This is a genomic window from Bradyrhizobium sp. SZCCHNRI3052 (assembly GCF_032484895.1).
In the GTDB taxonomy this organism is placed as follows: Bacteria; Pseudomonadota; Alphaproteobacteria; order Rhizobiales; family Xanthobacteraceae; genus Bradyrhizobium.
This window is the reverse complement of the sequence record NZ_JAUETW010000001.1, coordinates 785093-804674: the sequence shown is the minus strand read 5'-3', so window position 1 is coordinate 804674 and position 19582 is coordinate 785093. Positions and strand designations below refer to the sequence as shown.

Sequence of the window (19582 nt, the reverse complement as noted above, 5' to 3'; positions counted from 1 at the left end):
CGGAAATCCGGTAATGGACTGCAGTCAGCGGCATCTGTGGCGGCTGACTGCACTGCAATATTCAAATTGCGTGCCAGCCGGGACAAGCAGGAAATGTAAGAGAATTCAGAGGGCTGCTCGAATCGGCGAACCCGCGCTGGCAAGGCTCAAGCCCTCAAATGCGGGCACTCCGCCCAAAATTTGATCGGCGGAGCGAGTTGCCCAAATTGAGTACTGAGTGGAAGACCTCAGGCCGTCCAGCGGCCGATCTTGAAGGCCTTGAGGTGGCCGATCACGTCGTCCGCCGCGAAAGGCGGACCGGCGAAGGCGCCGATGGCGCCATCCGTGCCGACCGCGGCCGTGCCCATCGCCGCGTCGTAGATGTCCGGCCGGAACACGCCCATGGCGGTGCCCAGGGCTTCAGTGCTGAGGGGAGTCTGGCCCCACCGCACCATCTGGGCATAGAGCCAGGCCGCCTGGATCTTCTCGGGCCGTCCCGCCTCTTCCCGGCCCACCAGCAGATAGCGCGAGCTTTCGCGGAAGGTGCCGTCCGGCGAGATTTTGAGGCGGCCGTCCAGCGTGCGCTGGAGCACCTCCGCATCGACGCCGATCCGCTCCGGCTGGGCTAGGATACGCGCGGCTTCTGCGTGGTTCTGCTCGATGAATTCGGCGGCCTTGGCGCAGGCGCGGACCAGGCCGGCGAGGGCGTCCGGATTCTTGTCAGCCCAGCTCTGCCTGACCGCCAGCACCTTTTCGGCCGCGCGCACCAGCACGTCAGACACGAAGTGGAGAATATGGCCGATGCCGAGATCGACCGCGATCGAGTTCCACGGTGCTCCGACGCAGAACGCGTCGACGTGACCGTTGGCGATGCTCTCCACCATGTAGGGCGGCGGCAGCACCACGAGACGGACGTCCTCATCGGGGTCGACACCGCCTGCGGCCATCCAGAACCGCAACTGATAGTTGTGGGTCGAGAACGGAAACGTCATGCCGAACGTCAGCGGCTCGGCGCCGGCCTTGCGCCGTTCAGCGACGACGCGCGCCAGCGCCAGCGCCGTCGCCATCGGGTCGAAACGATCCCCCTCGAGGTGGGCCATGATCGCCGCATGCAGCGCTGGCGTCACGGTGATCGCGTTGCCATTCACTCCGAGATTGAAGGGAGCCACGATCGGCACCTTGACATGGCCGATGCCCAGGCTCGACGCAATGGCGACGGGAGCCAGCAGATGCGCCGCGTGGAACAGGCCGATGTTGAGCTTGTCGCGCACGTTCGACCATGACACTTCGCGGACCAGCGTGACATCGAGACCTTCAGCCGCGGTGAATCCGTTGTCGGCGGCGACGATCAGCGCGGCGGCATCGACCAGCGGGATGAAGCCAATGCGAAGCGGGCCGGTCATTTCAACATCTCCGAGGCGGTCAGGATCGATTGCGCGATCTCGCCGATCTTCTTCTTTTCGCGCATCGCCGTGGAGCGCAACAGCACATAGGCTTCCTCTTCGGTGAAGCCCTTCATCTTCATCAGAATGCCCTTGGCGCGGTCGATCACCTTGCGGTCTTCGAGCGCGGACTTGGTGCGCTCGAGCTCGTCCTGAAGCTTGGAGAACGCATTGAAGCGGGAGATGCAGAGATCGAGGATCGGCTTGATCCGCTCCTTCTTCAGGCCGTCGACGATGTAGGCGGAGACGCCCGCCTCCACCGAGGCCTGGATCGAAGCCGCGTCGCTCTGGTCCACGAACATCGCGATCGGCCGGCGGACGGCGCGACTGACCTGGAACATCTGCTCCAGCACGTCGCGGCTCGGGTTCTCCAGGTCGATGACGATGACGTCCGGATCCAGGGCATAGATGCGCGCCAGGAGACCCTGCATCTCGCTGACATGCACGACGCCGGTAAAGCCCGCTTCCCGCAAGCCTTCCTCGAGGATGGCTGCGCGGATCGGGCTTTCGTCGACGATCACGATTTTAGGCGATTGCTCGGCGCTCATCGATCACCAGGTTGTCCGGGCCCTCACCCATAGCATGGACGTGGCCGCGTCAAAGCCTTGTCTTTCTGGGCAATTCGGACTAGCTGACGCCTATCTCATCAGGCAGTTCCAAGATGCAGCAGGGTTCGGCGCCCAAGATCAGCTTTGTTTCGCTCGGATGTCCCAAGGCTTTGGTCGATTCCGAGCGCATCATCACGCGCCTTCGCGCCGAGGGCTACGAGCTTGCCCGGAAGCATGACGGCGCCGACGTCGTCATCGTCAACACCTGCGGGTTCCTGGACAGCGCCAAGCAGGAATCCCTGTCGGCGATCGGCTCGGCCATGGCCGAGAACGGCAAGGTCATCGTGACCGGCTGCATGGGCGCCGAGCCGGAGCAGATCGAGCAGGCCTATCCCGGCGTGCTGTCGATCACCGGCCCGCAGCAGTACGAGAGTGTGCTGGACGCCGTCCACCGCGCATCGCCGCCTGCGCACAACCCTCACCTCGACCTGGTTCCTCCGCAGGGCATCAAGCTCACGCCCCGGCACTACGCCTATCTGAAGATCTCCGAAGGTTGCAACAACCGCTGCACCTTCTGCATCATCCCGAAGCTGCGTGGCGATCTGGTGTCGCGCCCCGCAGCCGACGTGCTGCGCGAGGCCGAGCGGCTGGTCGCAGCCGGGGTCAAGGAGCTCCTGGTCATTTCGCAGGACACCTCGGCCTATGGGCTGGACCTGAAATATGCCGAAAGCGCCTGGAAGGACCGCAGCGTCCGGGCTCGCTTCCTCGATCTGGCGCGCGAGCTCGGCGAGCTCGGCGCCTGGGTCCGGCTGCATTACGTCTACCCCTACCCGCATGTCGACGAGGTGATCGGCCTCATGGCTAACGGTAAAATATTGCCTTATCTCGACATCCCGTTCCAGCATGCCAGCCCGAACGTCCTGAAGGCGATGCGCCGCCCGGCGGCGCAGGACAAGACGCTGGACCGGATCAAGGCGTGGCGGACCACCTGCCCCGAACTTGCGCTGCGCTCGACCTTCATCGTCGGCTTCCCCGGAGAGACGGACGCCGATTTCGCCTATCTGCTGGACTGGCTGGATGAGGCCGAGATCGATCGGCTCGGATGCTTCAAATACGAGCCTGTGGCCGGCGCGACCTCCAACGCCCTACCCGACCAGGTCCCGGACGCGGTCAAGCAGGAGCGCTGGGACGCCCTGATGGCTCGCCAGCAGAAGATCTCGGCACGCCGGCTCAAGCGCAAGGTTGGAACGCGTCAGCAGGTGATCATCGACGAGGTCGGGCCAAGCGTCGCCAAGGGCCGCACCAAGGCTGATGCCCCCGACATCGATGGCGCCGTTTATCTGTCCAGCCGGCGGCCGCTGCGTGTCGGCGAGATCGTCACGGTCAAGATCGAGCGTGCCGACGAATACGACCTGCACGGCACAGTTGCTGGGTTCTAGCGCGGCTCTCTCGCGTCTCGGGCCACCCGCCGGGAACTCGGGGGAATCGCAGACGGGCGTGTAAATGAGTCCTGGACCTGCGGACCGCCCCTCAGTGCGAGGAGCCCGTGGTGCGAACCGACCAGAGATTCAGCAGGCGAAGCGCCTCGTCCTGCTTCAGTTCGAGATATTTGTTCTTGAGCTTGGTCAGCTCGTCGGGAGGCGTTGCACCTGAAACGAACCGGCTATCGAGGATCGCGGCAACCGTGACCCAGCTCAGTCCAGCGGCCTTGCACGGCACGAGAATGCCGTCGCTGCGCAGGCTCTGCATCAGCGGCCGTACCAGCTCGATACTGCACTTCGCGAGCTCCGCGATGGCCGCGATCGTCTCGCCGTAGCGCCGCTGGCGGGCAAATTCGAGCAACTCGGCCTCGGTGAGCTTTCCGCCCTGTTTGAGTTGGCCGATCGCCGCCTTGGCGCTGCCGCCGTCGCGGTTTCGTGACAACTCGCGCTCAGCGTCGAGCGTGGCCGCTGAAATGGCGCTGCGGATTTCCTCGTAGAGATGCGGCGGCGCCGAGGCGAGCAGGCGCACCCTCACCGCCTCCGTCGCGCGCTGCAACAGGGTCCTGCGCAAGGCTGCCGGCAGATCGGCGCGGATGCCGGCCGCGACCGTGAGCTCCGCATCTCCAGCCGCTTGCGCCACGATGGCGGCAAATCCGGCGGGAGACACCCGCGCCCCGGGATTCTTCATCAGTTGCCGGCTCACGCTCGGATAGCGTCGCGCGAGCAGCGCATCGGTGACGATCTCCTGCAGCCACCAGCGCCCGGCGATCGCCACCAGGTGCTTCTCGCTGCGCGTCTGCGCGATCTCGATCAGATCCTCGCTGCTCAGCCGCGGCGATTCCGAAAGCACCGGCCCCGCGACGGCGATGTCGTCATGATGAGCCAGCCGCCGGATCACGCCAGCCGGCGCCTGCGGGATCGGGGCAAGCTGGGCGCTGAGTTCGGCGAGTGCGATCCGGGCACCGACGTCGGCCAGCGCGCGCAGCTCGATGGTGTTGACGAGACGCTCGAAGACGTCGGCAAACAGCGCGTGCTGCTCGATATCCAGGCTGCCGGCGGAGGCGACGAACAGGGAGGCGACCCGCTCGGCCACGCCGGAACAGCGGTCGGCTGAGCCGGTGGCTATGGCCGCCTGCACTTCTTCGGCGATCGTGAGATGGGGGTTCGACATCGCTCATCCTGAGCCGCTTGCATTTTCAAGCTGGCCGGCAAAGTAAACGCAGCCGCTAAATGTTTGGTAAAGTTGTCACTAAAGCGCGAGAGCCGAGATTGGATCGTGCGGCCTTCGCACCGGCCGGCGCTTCCCTCGCCGCTTCCCGGAGTGGCGGCCCGTATTGCAGCCTGCAGGCCGGCATCTTGACACCGGTTGCGATTTGCCTGTATGGCCGCCGCATGATCTTCAACCGGACCAACCGCCGCGCCGCAGTTTGCCGTCGTCACCGCCGTGACGATGCCGGGGCGCGCCATGTCCGAAGACGTTGCTGATCAGCTAGCTCATCAGCTCCAGGTTTTCGAGAAGGCCGCTCCCGCAAAGGAGCGGCCTTCTCGCTTTTGGCCCACCGTTTCACCCCTGAGCACAGGAGATTGCACATGCTGACCGCCTCCCATCCCTACGACGCTCTGATGGAGATCACGGTGCGTCCGCGCACCGTCTTCGTTCAGGGCAAGGGCTCGTGGCTATGGGACGACAACGGCAAGCGCTATCTGGACTTCATCCAGGGCTGGGCCGTGAACTCGCTCGGCCATGCGCCGCCGGAGCTGGCCAGCGCGCTCGCCAGCCAGGCGGCGCGCCTGATCACGCCGAGCCCAGCCTATTTCAACGACACCAGCCTGCAGTTCGCCAAGGCGCTCGTCGACCGCTCGCGCTTCGACCAGGTGTTCTTCACCAATTCGGGCGCCGAAGCCAATGAAGGCGCCATCAAGCTCGCGCGCAAATACGGCGCTCTGCGCAAGAATGGCGCGTATGAGATCATCACCTTCGAGGGCGGCTTCCACGGCCGCACGCTGGCGACGATGTCGGCTTCTGGCAAGAAGGCGTTCGAGCCGCTGTTCGAGCCCAAGGTCCCGGGCTTTCCAAAGGCACGCCTGAACGACATCGCCTCGGTCGAGGCCCTGATCTCCGACAAGACGGTGGCGATCATGCTCGAGCCGATCCAGGGCGAGGCCGGCGTGTGGCCCGCGACCGACAGGTTCCTGCAGCAGTTGCGGGCGCTGACCACCAGGCACGGGCTGCTGCTGATCGTCGACGAGATCCAGACCGGCATGGGCCGCACCGGAAAGCTGTTCGGCTATGAGCACGCCGACGTCCTCCCGGACATCATGACCTTGGGCAAGGGCATCGGCGGCGGCGTTCCGCTCGCTGCCCTGCTGGCGACCGAAGCGGCGTCTTGCTTCGAGCATGGCGATCAGGGCGGTACCTTCAACGGCAATCCGCTGATGTGTGCGGCGGGACTCGCCGTGCTCGACGTCATCGAGAAGCCGGAGTTTCTGAAGGCTGTCACGGACAACGGGATCTATCTGGAGAGCGAGTTGCAGCGAATCTCGGCAAGGCACGGCCTGGGCGAAGTGCGCGGCCGTGGTCTGTTGCTTGCGCTCGACGTGATCAGGCCGATCGCGCCGGCGATCGTCGCGCATGCCTTCGAGCTCGGCCTGCTGCTGAACGCGCCGCGTCCGGATGCGCTGCGCTTCATGCCGGCCCTCAATGTGACGCGCGATGACATCGCGGCGATGATCGACACGCTGGACGGAATCCTGACCAAAGTCGGCGCCGCGCGCTGCGTCGCCTGATCGAATGCCGTTCGGGACGCAGACTCCGTGCCATACGCGAAGCCTGCGTCCCGCTGCCTACAGATGGGGCACAAACATCGAGGTCGGGCTCGCCGCCATTTGACCTGGATCAAGGACAGCCGTCCCTCTGAACAACGATCCTGATCGCGCCAAACACCTGCGATCCGATGACTTACGTTATATCTATTCTGATATAGCGTGTACGGGATGTGATCAGCTCGGAGGAAGAGGCTTGCCGGGACCAAGCTGATGATCATCCGCCGACAACGAGGTCGGCACGATAGAGGAGATGCAAGAATGGCGAGAGACAATCTGGCTCGGGCGTTGCCGGTCGAAGACAGCGGCAGCCACATCGCCCTGGCCGCGACCGAAGAGGTGCTGATCCACGTTCGCTTCTTCCCGAACTCGGACATCAACTCGATCGGCGAGAAGCCCGCCAGCCTGACCGCCAATGAATGGTATGAGCGCCTGCTCGACATGGCGCGTCCGCATTATCAGACCTTCGCCGGCGGCCGCGGCTTCTTCCGCATCCCCCGCCCCTGTTTCGAGGCGATCCTGAAGGGCGTTGCTGCCTGACGTCGGCTCCCCCTCCGGATGAGGCCGCGGGCGTCCTCTCTGCCTCATCCCTGTCGACCGCGGTGCGCCGGGTGCGCCGCGGTCGCTGGCGTTTTGGTCCGTGCGCGCGTCGGAGGACAACATTGAGCGAAGCGGCTTTCAACGAACTGCGACGGGTCTTCAACGCGCTGCTGGCGTCCGGGCTGGCCTCGCAGAATCTGGCAGACATGCTCGCCGACCGCGCCTTCGATCTGTTCGAAGCCAACATCGATGCCCAGACGGCGCATCTGCCCACCCTCGCCTGCGCCAAGGGCTGCCCCTCCTGTTGCGCGCTGCGCGTGACCGCGACGGCACCGGAGATCTTCCTGCTCGCGCGCTACGCCCGGCAGATCGATCAGCGCATGCCGGCAACCGCGCTCGGCTCGCTGTCACGCCGGATCAAGCTCGCCAACCGCGCGACGCGTGGCTTGAGCGAGACCGAGCGAATGAAGCTGCGCCAGCCTTGCCCATTCGTCGTGCGCGGCGGCTGCATCATCCATCCCGCGCGTCCGCTCGCCTGCCGCGGCCATGCCTCGTTCGACCGGCGCGCCTGCGCGCAGGCCATGGCCGGCCGCGAGGTCGACGTGCCGGTCTCGGCGCCACACGTCGCGCTGCGCGCCCTGGTGCAGGATTCGCTCAGGGACGCGCTCGGTGCTGCGGGGCTCGCCTCTGGCCTCTATGAGCTCAACCAGGGTCTCGTTCTGGCGCTCGACGCCCCCGAGCGCGAGCGCGCCTGGCGCGACGGACAAGACAGCCTCGCGCCGGCGCGGATCGTGGCGTCGACGACGGCAGCGCAGACGGACGCGGTGCTCTGGAGCCGGGCGGCGGGTGACGCTTCGATCCGGGACGAGGTTCCAGAGGCAGAGCCAGGTCGCCAATCTCCTATGGCTTGAGGATCGAGGCCCCGGTCGTGACGCGGCTTTCGAGATCGGCGTGCGCCCGGCCCGCATCCTTGAGCGCATAGGCGTGATTGATCTGCACGTGCAGCTTGCCGCTGATCACCGCCGAGAACAGCGTGTCGGCGCCCTCCAGCAGCTCGGACCGTTTGCCGATGTAGTCGTTGAGCTTCGGCCGGGTCGCGAATAGAGAGCCGTGACTGTTGAGCTCGGCGATCGAGAATGGCGGCACCGGACCCGAGGCATTGCCGAAGCTAACGAACAGACCGCGCGGCTTCAGGCAGGACAAGGAGCCGGGGAAGGTCGACTTGCCGACGCCGTCATAGACCACGTCGCACAATTCGCCGCGGCTGATCTGCTTGACCCGCGCGACGAAGTCCTCCTCGTTGTAGAGGATGACGTGGTCGCAGCCATTGGCCAGCGCCAGATCCGCCTTCGCCGTGGAGCCGACGGTGCCGATGACGTGCGCGCCGAGCGCGCGCGCCCACTGGCAGGCCAGCAGGCCGATGCCGCCCGCGGCGGCGTGGATCAGGACGCGATGGTGCGGCTCGACCTTGAAGGTCTTGTGCAGCAGGTACCAGACCGTCAGCCCCTTGAGCATCAGCACCGCGCCCTGCTCATAGGTGATGTGGTCGGGCAGCTTGACCAGCCGCTGCCAGCCGATGTTGCGCTCGGTGGCATAGCCGCCGAGGTTCTCATAATACGCGACGCGGTCGCCGGGATGGAAATGCGTGACGCCCGGCCCCACGGCGATCACCTCGCCGGCCGCCTCGTTGCCGGCGATGAACGGCAGGCCGGGCGCCTTGTACAGTCCGGTGCGATAGTACACGTCGATGAAGTTGAGGCCGATCGCGTGCTGGCGGATGCGGACCTCGCCGGGGCCGGGCGCGACGAGATCAACCGGCTCATAGACGAGCGCTTCGGGGCCTCCCACCTTGTGCACGCGCACCGCCTTGACCATCCCGCCATCTCCCCTTCGGACTCTCCATCGCCGCCTCCGGGAATCCGGCGAAAGAACCTTCGACACTTACCTGATTCTCATCGACATCCGGCTCCGTTGAAGGAGCCGACCTCCGGCCGCGCATCGGGCGCTGCCGGCGGCAAAAGCGAAGGCGATCACGACGGCCTTGTCAACTCGGCGCCTGTCAGGCGTTGCGCTTCCTGCGGTTGCGCGAGGCCATCACGTTGAAGGCTTCGACTGCCAGCGCAAAGACGATCGCGAAGTAGATGTAGCCGCGCGGGATGTGGAACTCGAAGCCGTCGGCGACCAGCGCGACGCCGATCAGCACCAGGAAGGCGAGCGCCAGCATCTTGGTGGTCGGATGGTTTGCCACGAAACGCGCGACGGGTCCCGAGGACACGTACATGATGACGACCGCGATGATGACGGCGGCGATCATGATCTCGAGATCCTGGGCCATGCCGATCGCGGTGATGATCGAGTCCAGCGAGAACACGAGATCGATGACGATGATCTGCAGAATCACCCAGAAGAACTTGTTGGCGCCGCCGCCCTGCGACCCCTCCTCCCCCTCACGCGCCTCGACCTCGGCATGGATCTCGTGCGTGGCCTTGGCGATCAGGAACAGGCCGCCGGCGATCAGGATGATGTCGCGCCAGGAGAAGCCGAGGCCACCGATCGTAAACACCGGCTGCGTCAGCCCGATCAGCCAGACCAGCACGCTGAGCAGCAGGATGCGGAAGATCAAGGCCAACGCCAGCCCGATCTGGCGGGCGCGTGTCGCCTGCGGCTGCGGGATGCGCGAGGTGATCACCGACAGGAAGATGACGTTGTCGATGCCGAGAACGATCTCGAGGGCGGTCAGGGTGAGCAGCGCGGCCCACGCTTCGGGACTGGTCAGAAGGTCGATCATGCTTTCAAGGATCTCAACAGGCGGATCGCGGAGTCGCTCGCGACGATGTAGAGGGCGATCGCGCACAACAGCGTCGTTACGATCGGGCCCACGGCGAAGTTGTTTCCCAGCACGTCGATGACCAGGACGCCCCAGAGCGCGACCAGCGGCAGCGTCAGCCAGCGCAGCCGCTCGACGCGCACCGGGTGGATGACATGGAACGGGACGAAGGTCAGCGCGATCAGGACCGCGAGACCCAAGGTCGCCAACGATGGCGAGGGATGCAGCAGGAACAGGTAGAATGCCGCGATGTTCCAGAGTCCCGGAAACCCGCGAAAATGATTGTCGTCGCTCTTCATGCGGCGATCGGCGAAATACAGTGCGCCGGTGACGGCGATGCCGACGCCGATGACCGGCGCGGCGAGCGGCAGCAGCATCCCGCTGGCGGTGATGGCGTAGGCCGGCACGAACACATAGGTCGTGAAATCCACCACGAGATCGAGCACGTCGCCCGACCAGTCCGGCTGTACATGGACGACGTCGAGCCGGCGCGCCAGCGGCCCGTCGACGCCGTCGATGATGAGCGCGACGCCGAGCCACCAGAACATCGCAGTCCAATGCTCGCGCACGGCCTCGAGCATCGCGAGCAGCGCGACACCGGCACCGAGCGCGGTGAAGACGTGCACCGAGAACGCCGCGGCACGATGCGCGGGCGTTGCGGCCACCCTGCTCTCTGGTCTCAACTGATCCATGCGGCGCCAGTGCTATCAGGAATCTGAGCCAATTGCATATCCGCCGTTGCGGCCATGCGCCGCGCAGGCTCACGCAATACTCTTGAAAAAGCCCTGCAGGAACGTCAAATGTTCCCGGATGAGCAACACAGACGCCAGCTTTGATGTCATCGTCGTCGGCGGCGGACCCGCCGGGCTCGCCGCCGCGATTGCATTGTCGCAGACCGGGGCGCGGACGGCGCTCGTGGCCCGCAAGGCTCCATATGCCGACAACCGCACCACCGCCCTGCTCGGCGGCTCGGTCGATTTCCTCGACGAGATCGGCGTCTGGTCATCGTGTCGTGACCGCGCCGCCGGCCTGAAGGCGATGCGGCTGGTCGACGATACCGGCCGGCTGATCCGAGCCCCGGAGGTGCGCTTCGTCGCCGACGAGATCGGTCTCGACGTGTTCGGCTACAACATCGCCAATGCCGTCCTGGTCGAGGCGCTGGAACAACGCGCCGGCGAGATCGACGGCCTGGTGCGGATCGCCGAGGATGCGGACAGCGTGCGCAGCGATGCCGATGCGGTGACCGTCACCAGCGCATCGGGCCGCGTGCTGACGGCGCGGCTCGTGGTCGGCGCCGATGGCCGGCATTCGCTGTGCCGCGAGGCCGCCGGCATCGGCGTGAGCCGGCGCACGCTGCAGCAGTCGGCGCTGACCTTCAACATCACCCATGCGCGGCCGCATCACAACGTGTCGACGGAATTCCACACGCCGCAGGGACCCTGCGTGTTCGTGCCGCTGCCGGGCGACCGCTCCAGCGTCGTCTGGGTCGCAGCCCCGAAGGAGGCCGACCGGCTGTTCGCGCTCGACGACGATGCCCTGTCCGCCGCCGCCGAGCGGCAGTCGCATTCGATCTTCGGACGCGTTCGCGTCGAGCCGGGCCGCCATGTGTTTCCGCTCGCGATCGAGCGGCCCCTGCGCTACGCGCAAAACCGCATCGCCCTGGTCGGCGAGGCCGCGCATGTGGTGCCGCCGATCGGTGCGCAGGGACTGAACCTCGGCCTGCGCGACGGCATCGACATCGCCGATGTCGTGCGCAAGGCCAATGCGGCCGGCGAGGATATCGGTGCGCCGCAGGTGCTCGCGCGCTACGGTGCGGCGCGCCGCGCCGACATCCTGAGCCGCACCTTCGCCATCGACGTCGCCAACCGCTCGCTGCTCAGCGATCTCCTGCCGATGCAGTCGCTGCGCGCCGTCGGCATGCACCTGATGAGTGGCATCGGTCCGCTGCGGCGGCTCGCGATGCGCGAGGGTCTGGCGCCGTCATGGAGAGCCACGCGCAGGGCCGGTTGACCACCGTCAGGGAAACACCAGCCGGCCAGTCTGGATCAGCCACATCACGCTGGTCAGGGTGATCACCGAGGCGAAGGTGCCGATCAGCACCGCCGATGAGGCCGGCTCGATCCAGCTGTCATTCTGGCGCGCGATCACGAACACATTGAGCGCCGGCGGCAGCGCCGCCATCAGCACCGCAGTCGCCGCCCAAGGCTGTGCGAACGGCCCGAACAGCAGCATCAGCCCGAACGACAGCAGCGGGTGAACGACGAGCTTCACCACGGTCAGGATCGGCACCTCCCAGGGCAGCCGCTCGAACGGGCGCAGCGCCACGGTCACGCCGAGCGCGAACAGCGCCGTCGGCGCAGCGGCGTTCTGCAGGAACTGCAGGGTGCGGTCGAGCACGGTCGGCGGATGCAGCTGAAACGCCGCCGCCAGGATGCCGGCTGCCGTCGCCATGATCAGCGGGTTCTGCAGGATCTGGCGCAGCACCGTGCGCAGCGCGTGCGCCACCGAGGCGTGATCGCGCTCGGTCAGCTCGACGAGCAGCGGCACGATCGAGAACAGGAAGATGCTGTCGCAGCAGAAGATCAGCGCGGTCGGCGCCGCCGCCTTGGTCCCGAGCACGGCCAGCGCCAGCCCAGGCCCCATATAGCCGATGTTGCCGTAGCCGCCCGCGAGCCCGGCCATGGTCGCCTCGCGTAGCGACAGCCGCCCGATGGCCTTGCCGAGCACGAGCGCCAGGGCGAAGGTGAGCATGGTGGCGAGCGTCGTTGCAACCAGGAAGGGAGGGTTGCTCAGCTCCGTGAACGGCGTGCGCGCGATGAGGTTGAACATCAAAGCGGGCAGCGAGACGTAGAGCAGGAAGAAGTTCATCCAGGCGAGCCCGGCTTCGGGCAGCCTCCTCCACTTACCGCAGGCGAAGCCTATGAAAACGACGCCGAAATAAGGCAGGGCCAGATTGAGAATGTCGAACATGGGCTCGGAAGATGACCCCCTGAGGGGGCCTGGGAAGGGCCTGGAATGCGGGGGCGTCGCGGCTTGACGCGAATCGGATTGGTCTAGATCAAATCCGCCCGCGGGGCACTAGCATCGCTCCCCATCCTGGTCTATTCGACTGGGATGATCAAAGCGCGAACTGCCAAGTTTCAGATCGGCCAGATCGTCCGGCATCGGGTGTTCTCGTTCCGGGGCGTGATTTTTGACATCGATCCGGAGTTCAACAACACCGAGGAATGGTGGTTGTCGATTCCCGAGGAGGTCCGTCCGCACAAGGACCAGCCATTCTATCACCTGCTGGCCGAGAACGCGGAATCCGAATACGTCGCCTATGTCTCCGAGCAGAACCTGGTTCCCGACGAGTCCGGCGAGCCGATCCGCCATTCCCAGGTTGCGGAGATCTTCATCAAGGACAAGTCGGGCGGCTATCGTCCGCGCAATTCGCTGATGAACTGACCTATCGACCGGAGGGTTTCAACCCAGCGCTGGTTCCGGCGCGCAAGTTCCCCTCACATCATCAGTTCGCAGAACGAAAAAGGCGCTCCGAATGGAGCGCCCTTGATTTTGCGGTATGGACCCGACCGGCGTTACTGCTTCGCCTGCGGCTGGCCTGGCTGGGTCTGCTCGAGCTTCTTGCGCTGCTCCTCGGCGCGCTTCTGCAGCTCTTCCTGCAGCTTCTTCTGGGTCTCCTCGAACTGCTTCGGGTCGGTCGGCGGGCCATCATAGGCTTTGGCGAAGCTGCTGTTGCCTTCCTGCAGCGGCAGCGGCAGCGTCAGCGCGGTGCCGTTCGAGTTGATCGCCTGGACAAACAGGGTCTGGCCCTTCTTCAGGTTGTTCACGAACTCAGGCGTGGCTTCGTAGTCCGACATGCAGCCGTTCTGGAAGCAGATGACGTATTTGCCTTCCATGAACTGGTTGTTGTCGATGACGATGCGGGTTCCGGGCTGGAGCTGCATGCCGAGCGGCAGGGTCACACGCAGGATCTTCTTCGGCTCGCCTTCGGGCTCGATGATGACGGCTGCAACCACAGGCTGACCGGATTCGATGCGGCCGTCCTTGCCGATGAAGCAGACCTGCTTGGCGTTGGCATCCTGCCCCTTCAGGCAGAACTTGGTCCACGGCGCATAGATCAGCTGCGGCATCTCCTGCTGAGCCTGGGCCTGAGGCTGGCCGCCGGCGGGAGGAGTGGCAGGGGCCTGGGCGGCCGGAGCGGGAGCCTTGGGAGCGGCAGCCGGAGCCTTCGCCTTCGGCGCTTGAGCCTGCGCAACCGAAGGAGCGAAGGAAACGGCCAGCGCGGTGACCGCGAGCAGCGCGACAAGCCGCCCACGCGGCCCAACCGACGAGGCCAAGTCACGGAAATTCATTGCGGAAAACCCTTTCTGAACGGCAGCGCCCGAGACCGCCAAAGGCGCCACACCAAGCCGTTGAAGCGGCTGTCTCCTCAGGAAATGAGGCGGTTAAGTGACAGGCGTTGCCGCCTTCACTCAATCGCCCGCCTTCTTAACGCGGTGCGCGGAAGAATCAATGCCGCGAGACCATGTCGAAGCCGCGGTCTAGCGCTGGCGAGCGTGTGGTAAAAGCCCCTTGTGACCTGTTCCGAATCAAATGCTTGCGCCCCGATCCTGATGCTGCAGCGCATGTTCAGCGCGGCCGTGCGATGTGTCGCCGTCATCCTGGCATTGTTGCCCGAGGTCTACACTCCCATGGCGAAAGCGGCAGAAACTGCGGCGATCGCCATGCATGGTCACCCGGCCTTGCCCGCCGACTTCGACCACATGGCGTACGCGAATCCCGACGCGCCCAAGGGCGGTCGTCTGGTCTGGGGACTGCTCGGCACCTTCGATAGCCTGAACCCGTTCATCGTCCGCGGCATCGCAGTGCAGCAAATCCGCAGCTATGTGGTCGAGAGCCTGCTCACCCGCGGCAATGACGAGCCGTTCACGCTGTATGGCCTGCTGGCGAAAACCGTCGAGACCGACGAGAACAGGACCTATGTCACCTTCCGGATCGACCCGCGCGCCCGTTTCTCCGACGGCAGCCGGGTGCGCGCCGAGGACGTGGCGTTCTCCTTTGCGCTGCTGCGTGATCACGGCCGCCCCAACCACCGGCAATACTACGGCAAGGTCGCCAGGGTCGACGTGCTTGATCCGCTGACCATCCGGTTCGATTTCGGCGGCGCCGAGGACCGCGAGTTGCCGCTGATCCTCGGCCTGATGCCGATTTTGGCGAAGCACGCGACCGACCTGGCGAGCTTCGAGGACACGACGATGACCGCGCCGCTCGGGTCGGGCCCGTATCGTGTCACCGCGGTGCAGCCGGGATCCAGTGTCACCCTCACCCGCAATCCGGACTATTGGGGACGCGACCTGCCGGTCAACCGCGGATTGTGGAACTTCGACGAGGTCCGGCTCGATTACTACCGCGAGTCCAATGGACAGTTCGAAGCCTTCAAGCGCGGGCTGTACGACTTCCGCGTCGAGACCGAACCGCTGCGCTGGCACGACGGCTACGACTTCCCGGCCGCGCGCAATGGCGAGGTCATCCGCGACAGCTTCACCTCGGGGATGCCGCAGCCCTCGCAGTTCCTGGTGTTCAACACGCGGCGGCCGGTGTTCGCCGACGTGAAGGTGCGCCGTGCGCTGACGCTGCTGTTCGATTTCGAATGGATCAACCGCAACTACTTCTTCGGGCTGTACCGCCGCAGCGGTGGCTATTTCGCCGGATCCGAGCTTTCGGCCTATGGACGTCCAGCCGATGCGGCCGAGCTCGATCTGTTGAAGCCGTACGCCGCGCAGATCCCCCCCGATATCATGGACGGCAGCTACCGCCTGCCGATCACCGACGGGTCCGGCCGCGACCGCGCAACGCTGAAGGCGGCGCTCGATCTGCTTGGCGAGGCCGGCTATGGCTTCGACGGGACGGTCTTGCGGTATCGGACGACGCGGGCCCCCCTCGCCTTCGAGATCCTGGTCACGACGCGCGACCAGGAGCGTATTGCGCTGGCTTACGCCGGCAGTCTCAAGCGGGCCGGCATCAATGCGTCCGTCAGGGTCGTCGATCCCGTGCAGTTCGACCAGCGCCGCCTGAGCTTCGAGTTCGACATGATCCAGAACCGCTGGGACCAGTCGCTGTCTCCCGGCAACGAGCAGGCGTTCTATTGGGGCAGCGAGGCCGCCGACCGCACCGGAACCCGCAACTACATGGGCGCCAAGGACCCGGCGATCGACGCCATGATCGCGGCGCTGTTGCGCGCCCGCGACAGGCCGGAATTTATCTCGACGGTTCGCGCATTGGACCGTACCCTGATGGCGGGGTTCTACGCTATTCCAGTGCTCAATGCCGCCGAGGAATGGATCGCGCGGTGGAATCGTATAGAACGGCCAGAGAGGACGGCTTTGACGGGAGCGCTCCCGGAGAGCTGGTGGCAGCGGCCGGAGCCGGCACGGAAGTGACCAATCGGGGCAATTGGTCGTGGCCGGGTCCGTGAAAGTACGGGGCAACAGGTGAATCAGGCCAATACGTCGCCGACGCTCGACGCGTTGTTTCAACGCATCCTGGCGCGCAAGCCGGATACGGTTGCGCTGGTCGATCCGATCAACAAGCAGCGCGTCACCGGGCGACCGCCGATGCGCCTGACCTATGCCGAAGCCGATCGCGTGATCTCGGCGTTGGCCGCGCACTTCGTCGACGCCGGCCTGCCGGCTCATTCGGTGATCGCGGTCCAACTGCCCAACACGATCGAGTTCGTGCTGACGGTACTGGCCGCGCATCGTGCCGGCCTCGTGGTCGCCGTGTTCCCGCTGCTGTGGCGTCAGTCGGAGCTCGTGGCGGCGCTGAACCGCACCAGCGCGCGCGCCATCGTCACGATGTCGAAGATCGACGGCGTGATTCACTCCGATCTCGCGATGAATGCGGCGGCGGAGGCGTTCTCGATCCGCCACGTCTGCGGCTTCGGCTCCGACCTGCCCGAGGGGATGTATTCGCTGGACCAGTCGATCGCAAAACCCTCGCGCTCGACGCGCGGGCTCATGCCGGACGGCCGCAAGGCCGCGATCGTCTCCTTCGACGTGACCGCCGACGGCTTCCGCGCCGTGCCGCGCACCCATTTGAGCCTGATCGCCGGTGGGCTCGCCGTCTCGCTCGAGAGCGATCTGCCGCAGGGCGTGAACATGATGTCGGCCTTCCTGCCGTCGTCATTCGCCGGCCTCGCCGCCTCGGTCGTGACATGGCTGTTGTCCGGCGGCACCCTTGCGCTGCACCACCCGTTCGACGCCGACGCGCTGGAACAGCAGCTCGCGGAGCTGGCCTGCGATACGCTGGTCGCCCCGGCTCAACTCGCCTTGCGTCTCGACGAGGGCAATCTGGCCGCGCGGCTGCCGAACCTGCGCTATGTGCTCGGCCTGTGGCGCGCGCCCGAGCAGGTGGCGTCGAGCGCATCGTGGAAGACGCGCGACATCGAGATGACCGACGTCTATCTGTTCGGCGAAGCCGGACTGTTCGCCGTGCGCCGCACCGCGGCCGATGGCAGTCCCGGGCCGGTCAAGCCGGGCCGCCAGGGCGCGCCGCGCGAACAGCCGGGCTCGTCGATCGCCGGCGAGATCCTGGTGACGCCGAAGGGCACGCTCGGGCTGCGTGGGCCCATGGTCGTGTTGGCCGCCTACGCGCCGCCGCAACCGCCGAGCGACTCGCTGATGCCGGCAGCGCCGCGCGACTACGTCGACACCGAATACGCCGTGCGCCTCGACCGCGCCCAGGACACGATCTCGATCACGGCGCCGCCGGCCGGCGTGATGGCCGTTGGCGGCTACCGCTTCCTCGCCCAGGATCTGCACGAATGGTCGAGGCGGCTGGGCCAGGGCGCGCTGCTGACCGCTCTGCCCGACCGTCTCAGCGGTCACCGCCTCGCGGGCCGCGCGATGGACAATGCGCGCGCGCGGGAAGCGCTTGCCGAGCTGGGACTCAATCCGCTGATGGTCGAGGCCTTCCGCGACCGCGCCGGCTCGGGCGGCTGATCCTGCCGTCCGGACAGCTACGGAACCGTCATGTTTGGAACAGTGTTGACGCTGCGTTAACGGGAGGGACCCTAGGATCGCGATGTAACGTCAGCGTATCCTGAGTTCCCTGGATGTCCCCACAAGGCCCGCTTCTCATCGTCTCCTCGTCCACGCGGCCTTCGCTGAGTGCGGCCCTCGCGGTGGCGCAAATTCTCCCCTCCGTCGAGACGCGCTGGGCTGATGCGATCAGCATGATGTCCAAGGTTCAGCCGGCCGCGGTCGTTGCCGTCGTCGAGGATGCTGATGCAACCGAGCTTGCGGCGTTCTCGCGTCATGTCGGCGCGCGCAAGCCGTACGTGCCGCTGATCGCCATCGCACCCGGTGGCGCTGTCCTGCCCGACCACGCCATTCCCTTGCATGGCAGCGACAATCACGAGCGGCTGCTGGCGCGGCTGCGCGCGGCGTTGCGCGTCCGCACGCTGCACACCACCGTGCTGCGCCGTCTCAATGAGAAGAAAGCACCCGACGCCACATTGCCGGAAACAGATCCGCTCGATGACGCGACCGTGCTGCTGCTCGGCCGCGGCAGCTCCCTGCCCGGCCTGTCGGTCGCGCTCGGCGAACGCATGGCGGTCGTCGGCGCGCTGAGCATCGAAGCCGCCGCCAAACATCTGTCGAGCCGCGACATCGACGGCATCGTGCTCGGCGAAGGGTTTTCGCCGCGCGTGGTCGATGCGTTCCTCGCGGTGCTCGCCGAGGACACCCGCTTCCGCAACCTTGCCGTCGTCGTCACTGCCAACCAGCCGGCGCCGCTGCAGGAACTCGCCAATCTCGAGATCATCGCCGGCGCTCCCGCGCACATCGCGGCCAGCGCGCTGCCCTTGATCCGCCAGCACGCCTTCGAAGCGCGCCTCAACCGCACGCTGCGCGCCATCGAAGCCGGCGGCATGCTCGACCCGCAGACCGGCCTGCTCACCCGTAACGCTTTTGCGCGCGACTTTGCCACCGCCGTCAGTCAGACCCAGAAGAGCGGCGGCAGCCTGGCGGTGGCCCGCTTCGCCTTCGATCCGGTCAATCCGCGCGCCCAGTATGACGGCGCCCGCATCATCAGCCGCCTGATGCGGCGGATGGATTTCGGCACCCACGAGGACAACGGCTCCGTCGTCGTCGTGTTCGCCGAGACGGATCTGCGCTCGGCCCACGCCATCGCCCGCCGCCTCTCCAGTGTGATGCGCCACACCTCGCACGGCAAACGCGACACGCGCACGGAGCCTTCGGTCACCGTCGCCGCGCTGCAGCCGGGCGACACCGCGCGCACCTTGCTGGCCCGCGTCTACGGCGAGGCGCAACGCGCGGCTTCATAGAACGATGTTGCCTGCGTCACGGGCGTCATTGCGAGTGACCTGCCACCGAAGTTTCATCCAGGAGCATTTAGAGTCCTGTTGGGTTTTACGCCGAGTGGCGCGGGTGCAGCAACGGGCGATTGGCGGAGCTGGTGGGGGTTGCGCATCCGATCGCCCGTTGCGGTGAGGTTGGCCGCATAGGCCGCAAACTCCTAGGGGCAGGTCACTACAACAAAGCATATAACGTCAGATCTGAGCCCTTCGTCTGGACCAAGAAAAAGGCCCGGCAACGCCGCTTCAAAGACCGCCGTATCACCGAGCTATGATTCCGGGTACCAGGTCCGCTTGCGCACGCCAGTTGAAACGGTCTCGTGTGCACGCACATGGGTGCAGATCGTGATAACGAGCGCAAGCCGGCTGCACTGCCAGTCAGCGCCGAGCGCGGAGCTAGTGGGTGACGTCACGTTGACCGACAATAATGCCGCTACGCTGGCAAACATCACGCACGCCGCGATCAGCACCGCTCCCTTGTGGGTCCTTGGGTGGGAAATCATGGCCTTGGCTCCTGTACGATGGCCGGAAGAAGAAAGGGCAGGCTCCACAGTCCTTGTGAA

17 protein-coding genes and 1 pseudogene are annotated in these 19582 nt (G+C 65.9%); 9 read left to right on the top strand and 9 right to left on the bottom strand.

The window, feature by feature from the left end; genetic code table 11:
* Positions 1 to 227: 227 nt before the first annotated feature.
* Both QW887_RS03800 and QW887_RS03795 read right to left on the bottom strand, forming a co-directional pair.
* The gene (locus QW887_RS03800) at positions 228 to 1382 is read right to left on the bottom strand and encodes a CmpA/NrtA family ABC transporter substrate-binding protein (RefSeq protein ID WP_316175413.1); all 1155 of its coding nucleotides are present in this window, start codon (positions 1380 to 1382) and stop codon (positions 228 to 230) included.
* Positions 1379 to 1969: an ANTAR domain-containing response regulator gene (locus QW887_RS03795; RefSeq protein WP_008965342.1), complete on the bottom strand. Its 591-nt coding sequence runs from the start codon at positions 1967 to 1969 to the stop codon at positions 1379 to 1381. The genes QW887_RS03800 and QW887_RS03795 overlap by 4 nt, the downstream gene beginning before the upstream one ends.
* Positions 1970 to 2082: 113 nt before the next feature.
* On the opposite strand from QW887_RS03795, the gene rimO reads away from it, so the two are divergent.
* The gene (rimO, locus tag QW887_RS03790) at positions 2083 to 3408 is read left to right on the top strand and encodes a 30S ribosomal protein S12 methylthiotransferase RimO (RefSeq protein WP_316175415.1); all 1326 of its coding nucleotides are present in this window, start codon (positions 2083 to 2085) and stop codon (positions 3406 to 3408) included.
* 91 nt (positions 3409 to 3499) lie between these two features.
* Here the strand turns inward: rimO and QW887_RS03785 are convergent, their stop codons facing one another.
* Positions 3500 to 4621, bottom strand: coding sequence for a DUF2336 domain-containing protein (locus QW887_RS03785; protein ID WP_315828491.1), 1122 nt, complete (start codon positions 4619 to 4621; stop codon positions 3500 to 3502).
* A 419-nt stretch (positions 4622 to 5040) separates the two neighbouring features.
* Between QW887_RS03785 and QW887_RS03780 the strand changes: the two genes are divergently transcribed.
* From QW887_RS03780 to QW887_RS03770, 3 genes are all read left to right on the top strand, one after another.
* Positions 5041 to 6237: an acetylornithine transaminase gene (locus tag QW887_RS03780; protein ID WP_316175417.1), complete on the top strand. Its 1197-nt coding sequence runs from the start codon at positions 5041 to 5043 to the stop codon at positions 6235 to 6237.
* A 297-nt stretch (positions 6238 to 6534) separates the two neighbouring features.
* Positions 6535 to 6813 (top strand): hypothetical protein, encoded by a 279-nt coding sequence (locus QW887_RS03775; protein ID WP_316175419.1) that lies wholly within the window; start codon positions 6535 to 6537, stop codon positions 6811 to 6813.
* Positions 6814 to 6935: 122 nt separating this feature from the next.
* Positions 6936 to 7724, top strand: a complete 789-nt coding sequence (locus QW887_RS03770; protein WP_316175421.1) for a hypothetical protein — start codon at positions 6936 to 6938, stop codon at positions 7722 to 7724.
* Here the strand turns inward: QW887_RS03770 and QW887_RS03765 are convergent.
* The 3 genes from QW887_RS03765 to pcsA form a co-directional block, all read right to left on the bottom strand.
* A complete protein-coding gene (locus QW887_RS03765; RefSeq protein ID WP_315751589.1) occupies positions 7714 to 8688 on the bottom strand; it encodes a quinone oxidoreductase in 975 nt (324 codons plus the stop codon). The genes QW887_RS03770 and QW887_RS03765 overlap by 11 nt on opposite strands.
* Positions 8689 to 8872: 184 nt before the next feature.
* Positions 8873 to 9601 (bottom strand): TerC family protein, encoded by a 729-nt coding sequence (locus QW887_RS03760; RefSeq protein WP_315828489.1) that lies wholly within the window; start codon positions 9599 to 9601, stop codon positions 8873 to 8875.
* Complete coding sequence (gene pcsA / locus QW887_RS03755; protein WP_316167936.1) at positions 9598 to 10332, bottom strand: phosphatidylcholine synthase; 735 nt, start codon at positions 10330 to 10332, stop codon at positions 9598 to 9600. The genes QW887_RS03760 and pcsA overlap by 4 nt, the downstream gene beginning before the upstream one ends.
* A 118-nt stretch (positions 10333 to 10450) precedes the next feature.
* Between pcsA and QW887_RS03750 the strand changes: the two genes are divergently transcribed.
* Positions 10451 to 11650, top strand: a complete 1200-nt coding sequence (locus tag QW887_RS03750) for a UbiH/UbiF family hydroxylase (protein ID WP_316185048.1) — start codon at positions 10451 to 10453, stop codon at positions 11648 to 11650.
* A 6-nt stretch (positions 11651 to 11656) separates the two neighbouring features.
* Here QW887_RS03750 and QW887_RS03745 read toward each other — a convergent pair whose 3' ends face one another.
* On the bottom strand, positions 11657 to 12610 hold the full coding sequence (locus QW887_RS03745) for an AEC family transporter (RefSeq protein WP_316185047.1): 954 nt from the start codon (positions 12608 to 12610) through the stop codon (positions 11657 to 11659).
* Positions 12611 to 12754: 144 nt separating this feature from the next.
* Here QW887_RS03745 and hspQ point away from each other — a divergent pair, with 144 nt between their 5' ends.
* A complete protein-coding gene (gene hspQ / locus QW887_RS03740) occupies positions 12755 to 13087 on the top strand; it encodes a heat shock protein HspQ (RefSeq protein WP_316185045.1) in 333 nt (110 codons plus the stop codon).
* Between the two features lie 131 nt (positions 13088 to 13218).
* Here the strand turns inward: hspQ and QW887_RS03735 are convergent, their stop codons facing one another.
* A complete protein-coding gene (locus QW887_RS03735; protein WP_315757443.1) occupies positions 13219 to 13995 on the bottom strand; it encodes an invasion associated locus B family protein in 777 nt (258 codons plus the stop codon).
* Between the two features lie 261 nt (positions 13996 to 14256).
* On the opposite strand from QW887_RS03735, the gene QW887_RS03730 reads away from it, so the two are divergent.
* The 3 genes from QW887_RS03730 (at position 14257) to QW887_RS03720 (ending at position 18989) form a co-directional block, all read left to right on the top strand.
* Positions 14257 to 16083 (top strand): extracellular solute-binding protein, encoded by a 1827-nt coding sequence (locus tag QW887_RS03730; protein ID WP_316185043.1) that lies wholly within the window; start codon positions 14257 to 14259, stop codon positions 16081 to 16083.
* A gap of 51 nt (positions 16084 to 16134) precedes the next feature.
* Positions 16135 to 17643, top strand: coding sequence for a class I adenylate-forming enzyme family protein (locus tag QW887_RS03725; protein ID WP_316185042.1), 1509 nt, complete (start codon positions 16135 to 16137; stop codon positions 17641 to 17643).
* A 113-nt stretch (positions 17644 to 17756) separates the two neighbouring features.
* Positions 17757 to 18989, top strand: coding sequence for a GGDEF domain-containing protein (locus QW887_RS03720; RefSeq protein ID WP_316194188.1), 1233 nt, complete (start codon positions 17757 to 17759; stop codon positions 18987 to 18989).
* A 53-nt stretch (positions 18990 to 19042) separates the two neighbouring features.
* Here the strand turns inward: QW887_RS03720 and QW887_RS03715 are convergent.
* A pseudogene (locus QW887_RS03715) lies at positions 19043 to 19174 on the bottom strand (IS3 family transposase); the annotation flags it as partial.
* Positions 19175 to 19582 lie beyond the last annotated feature (408 nt).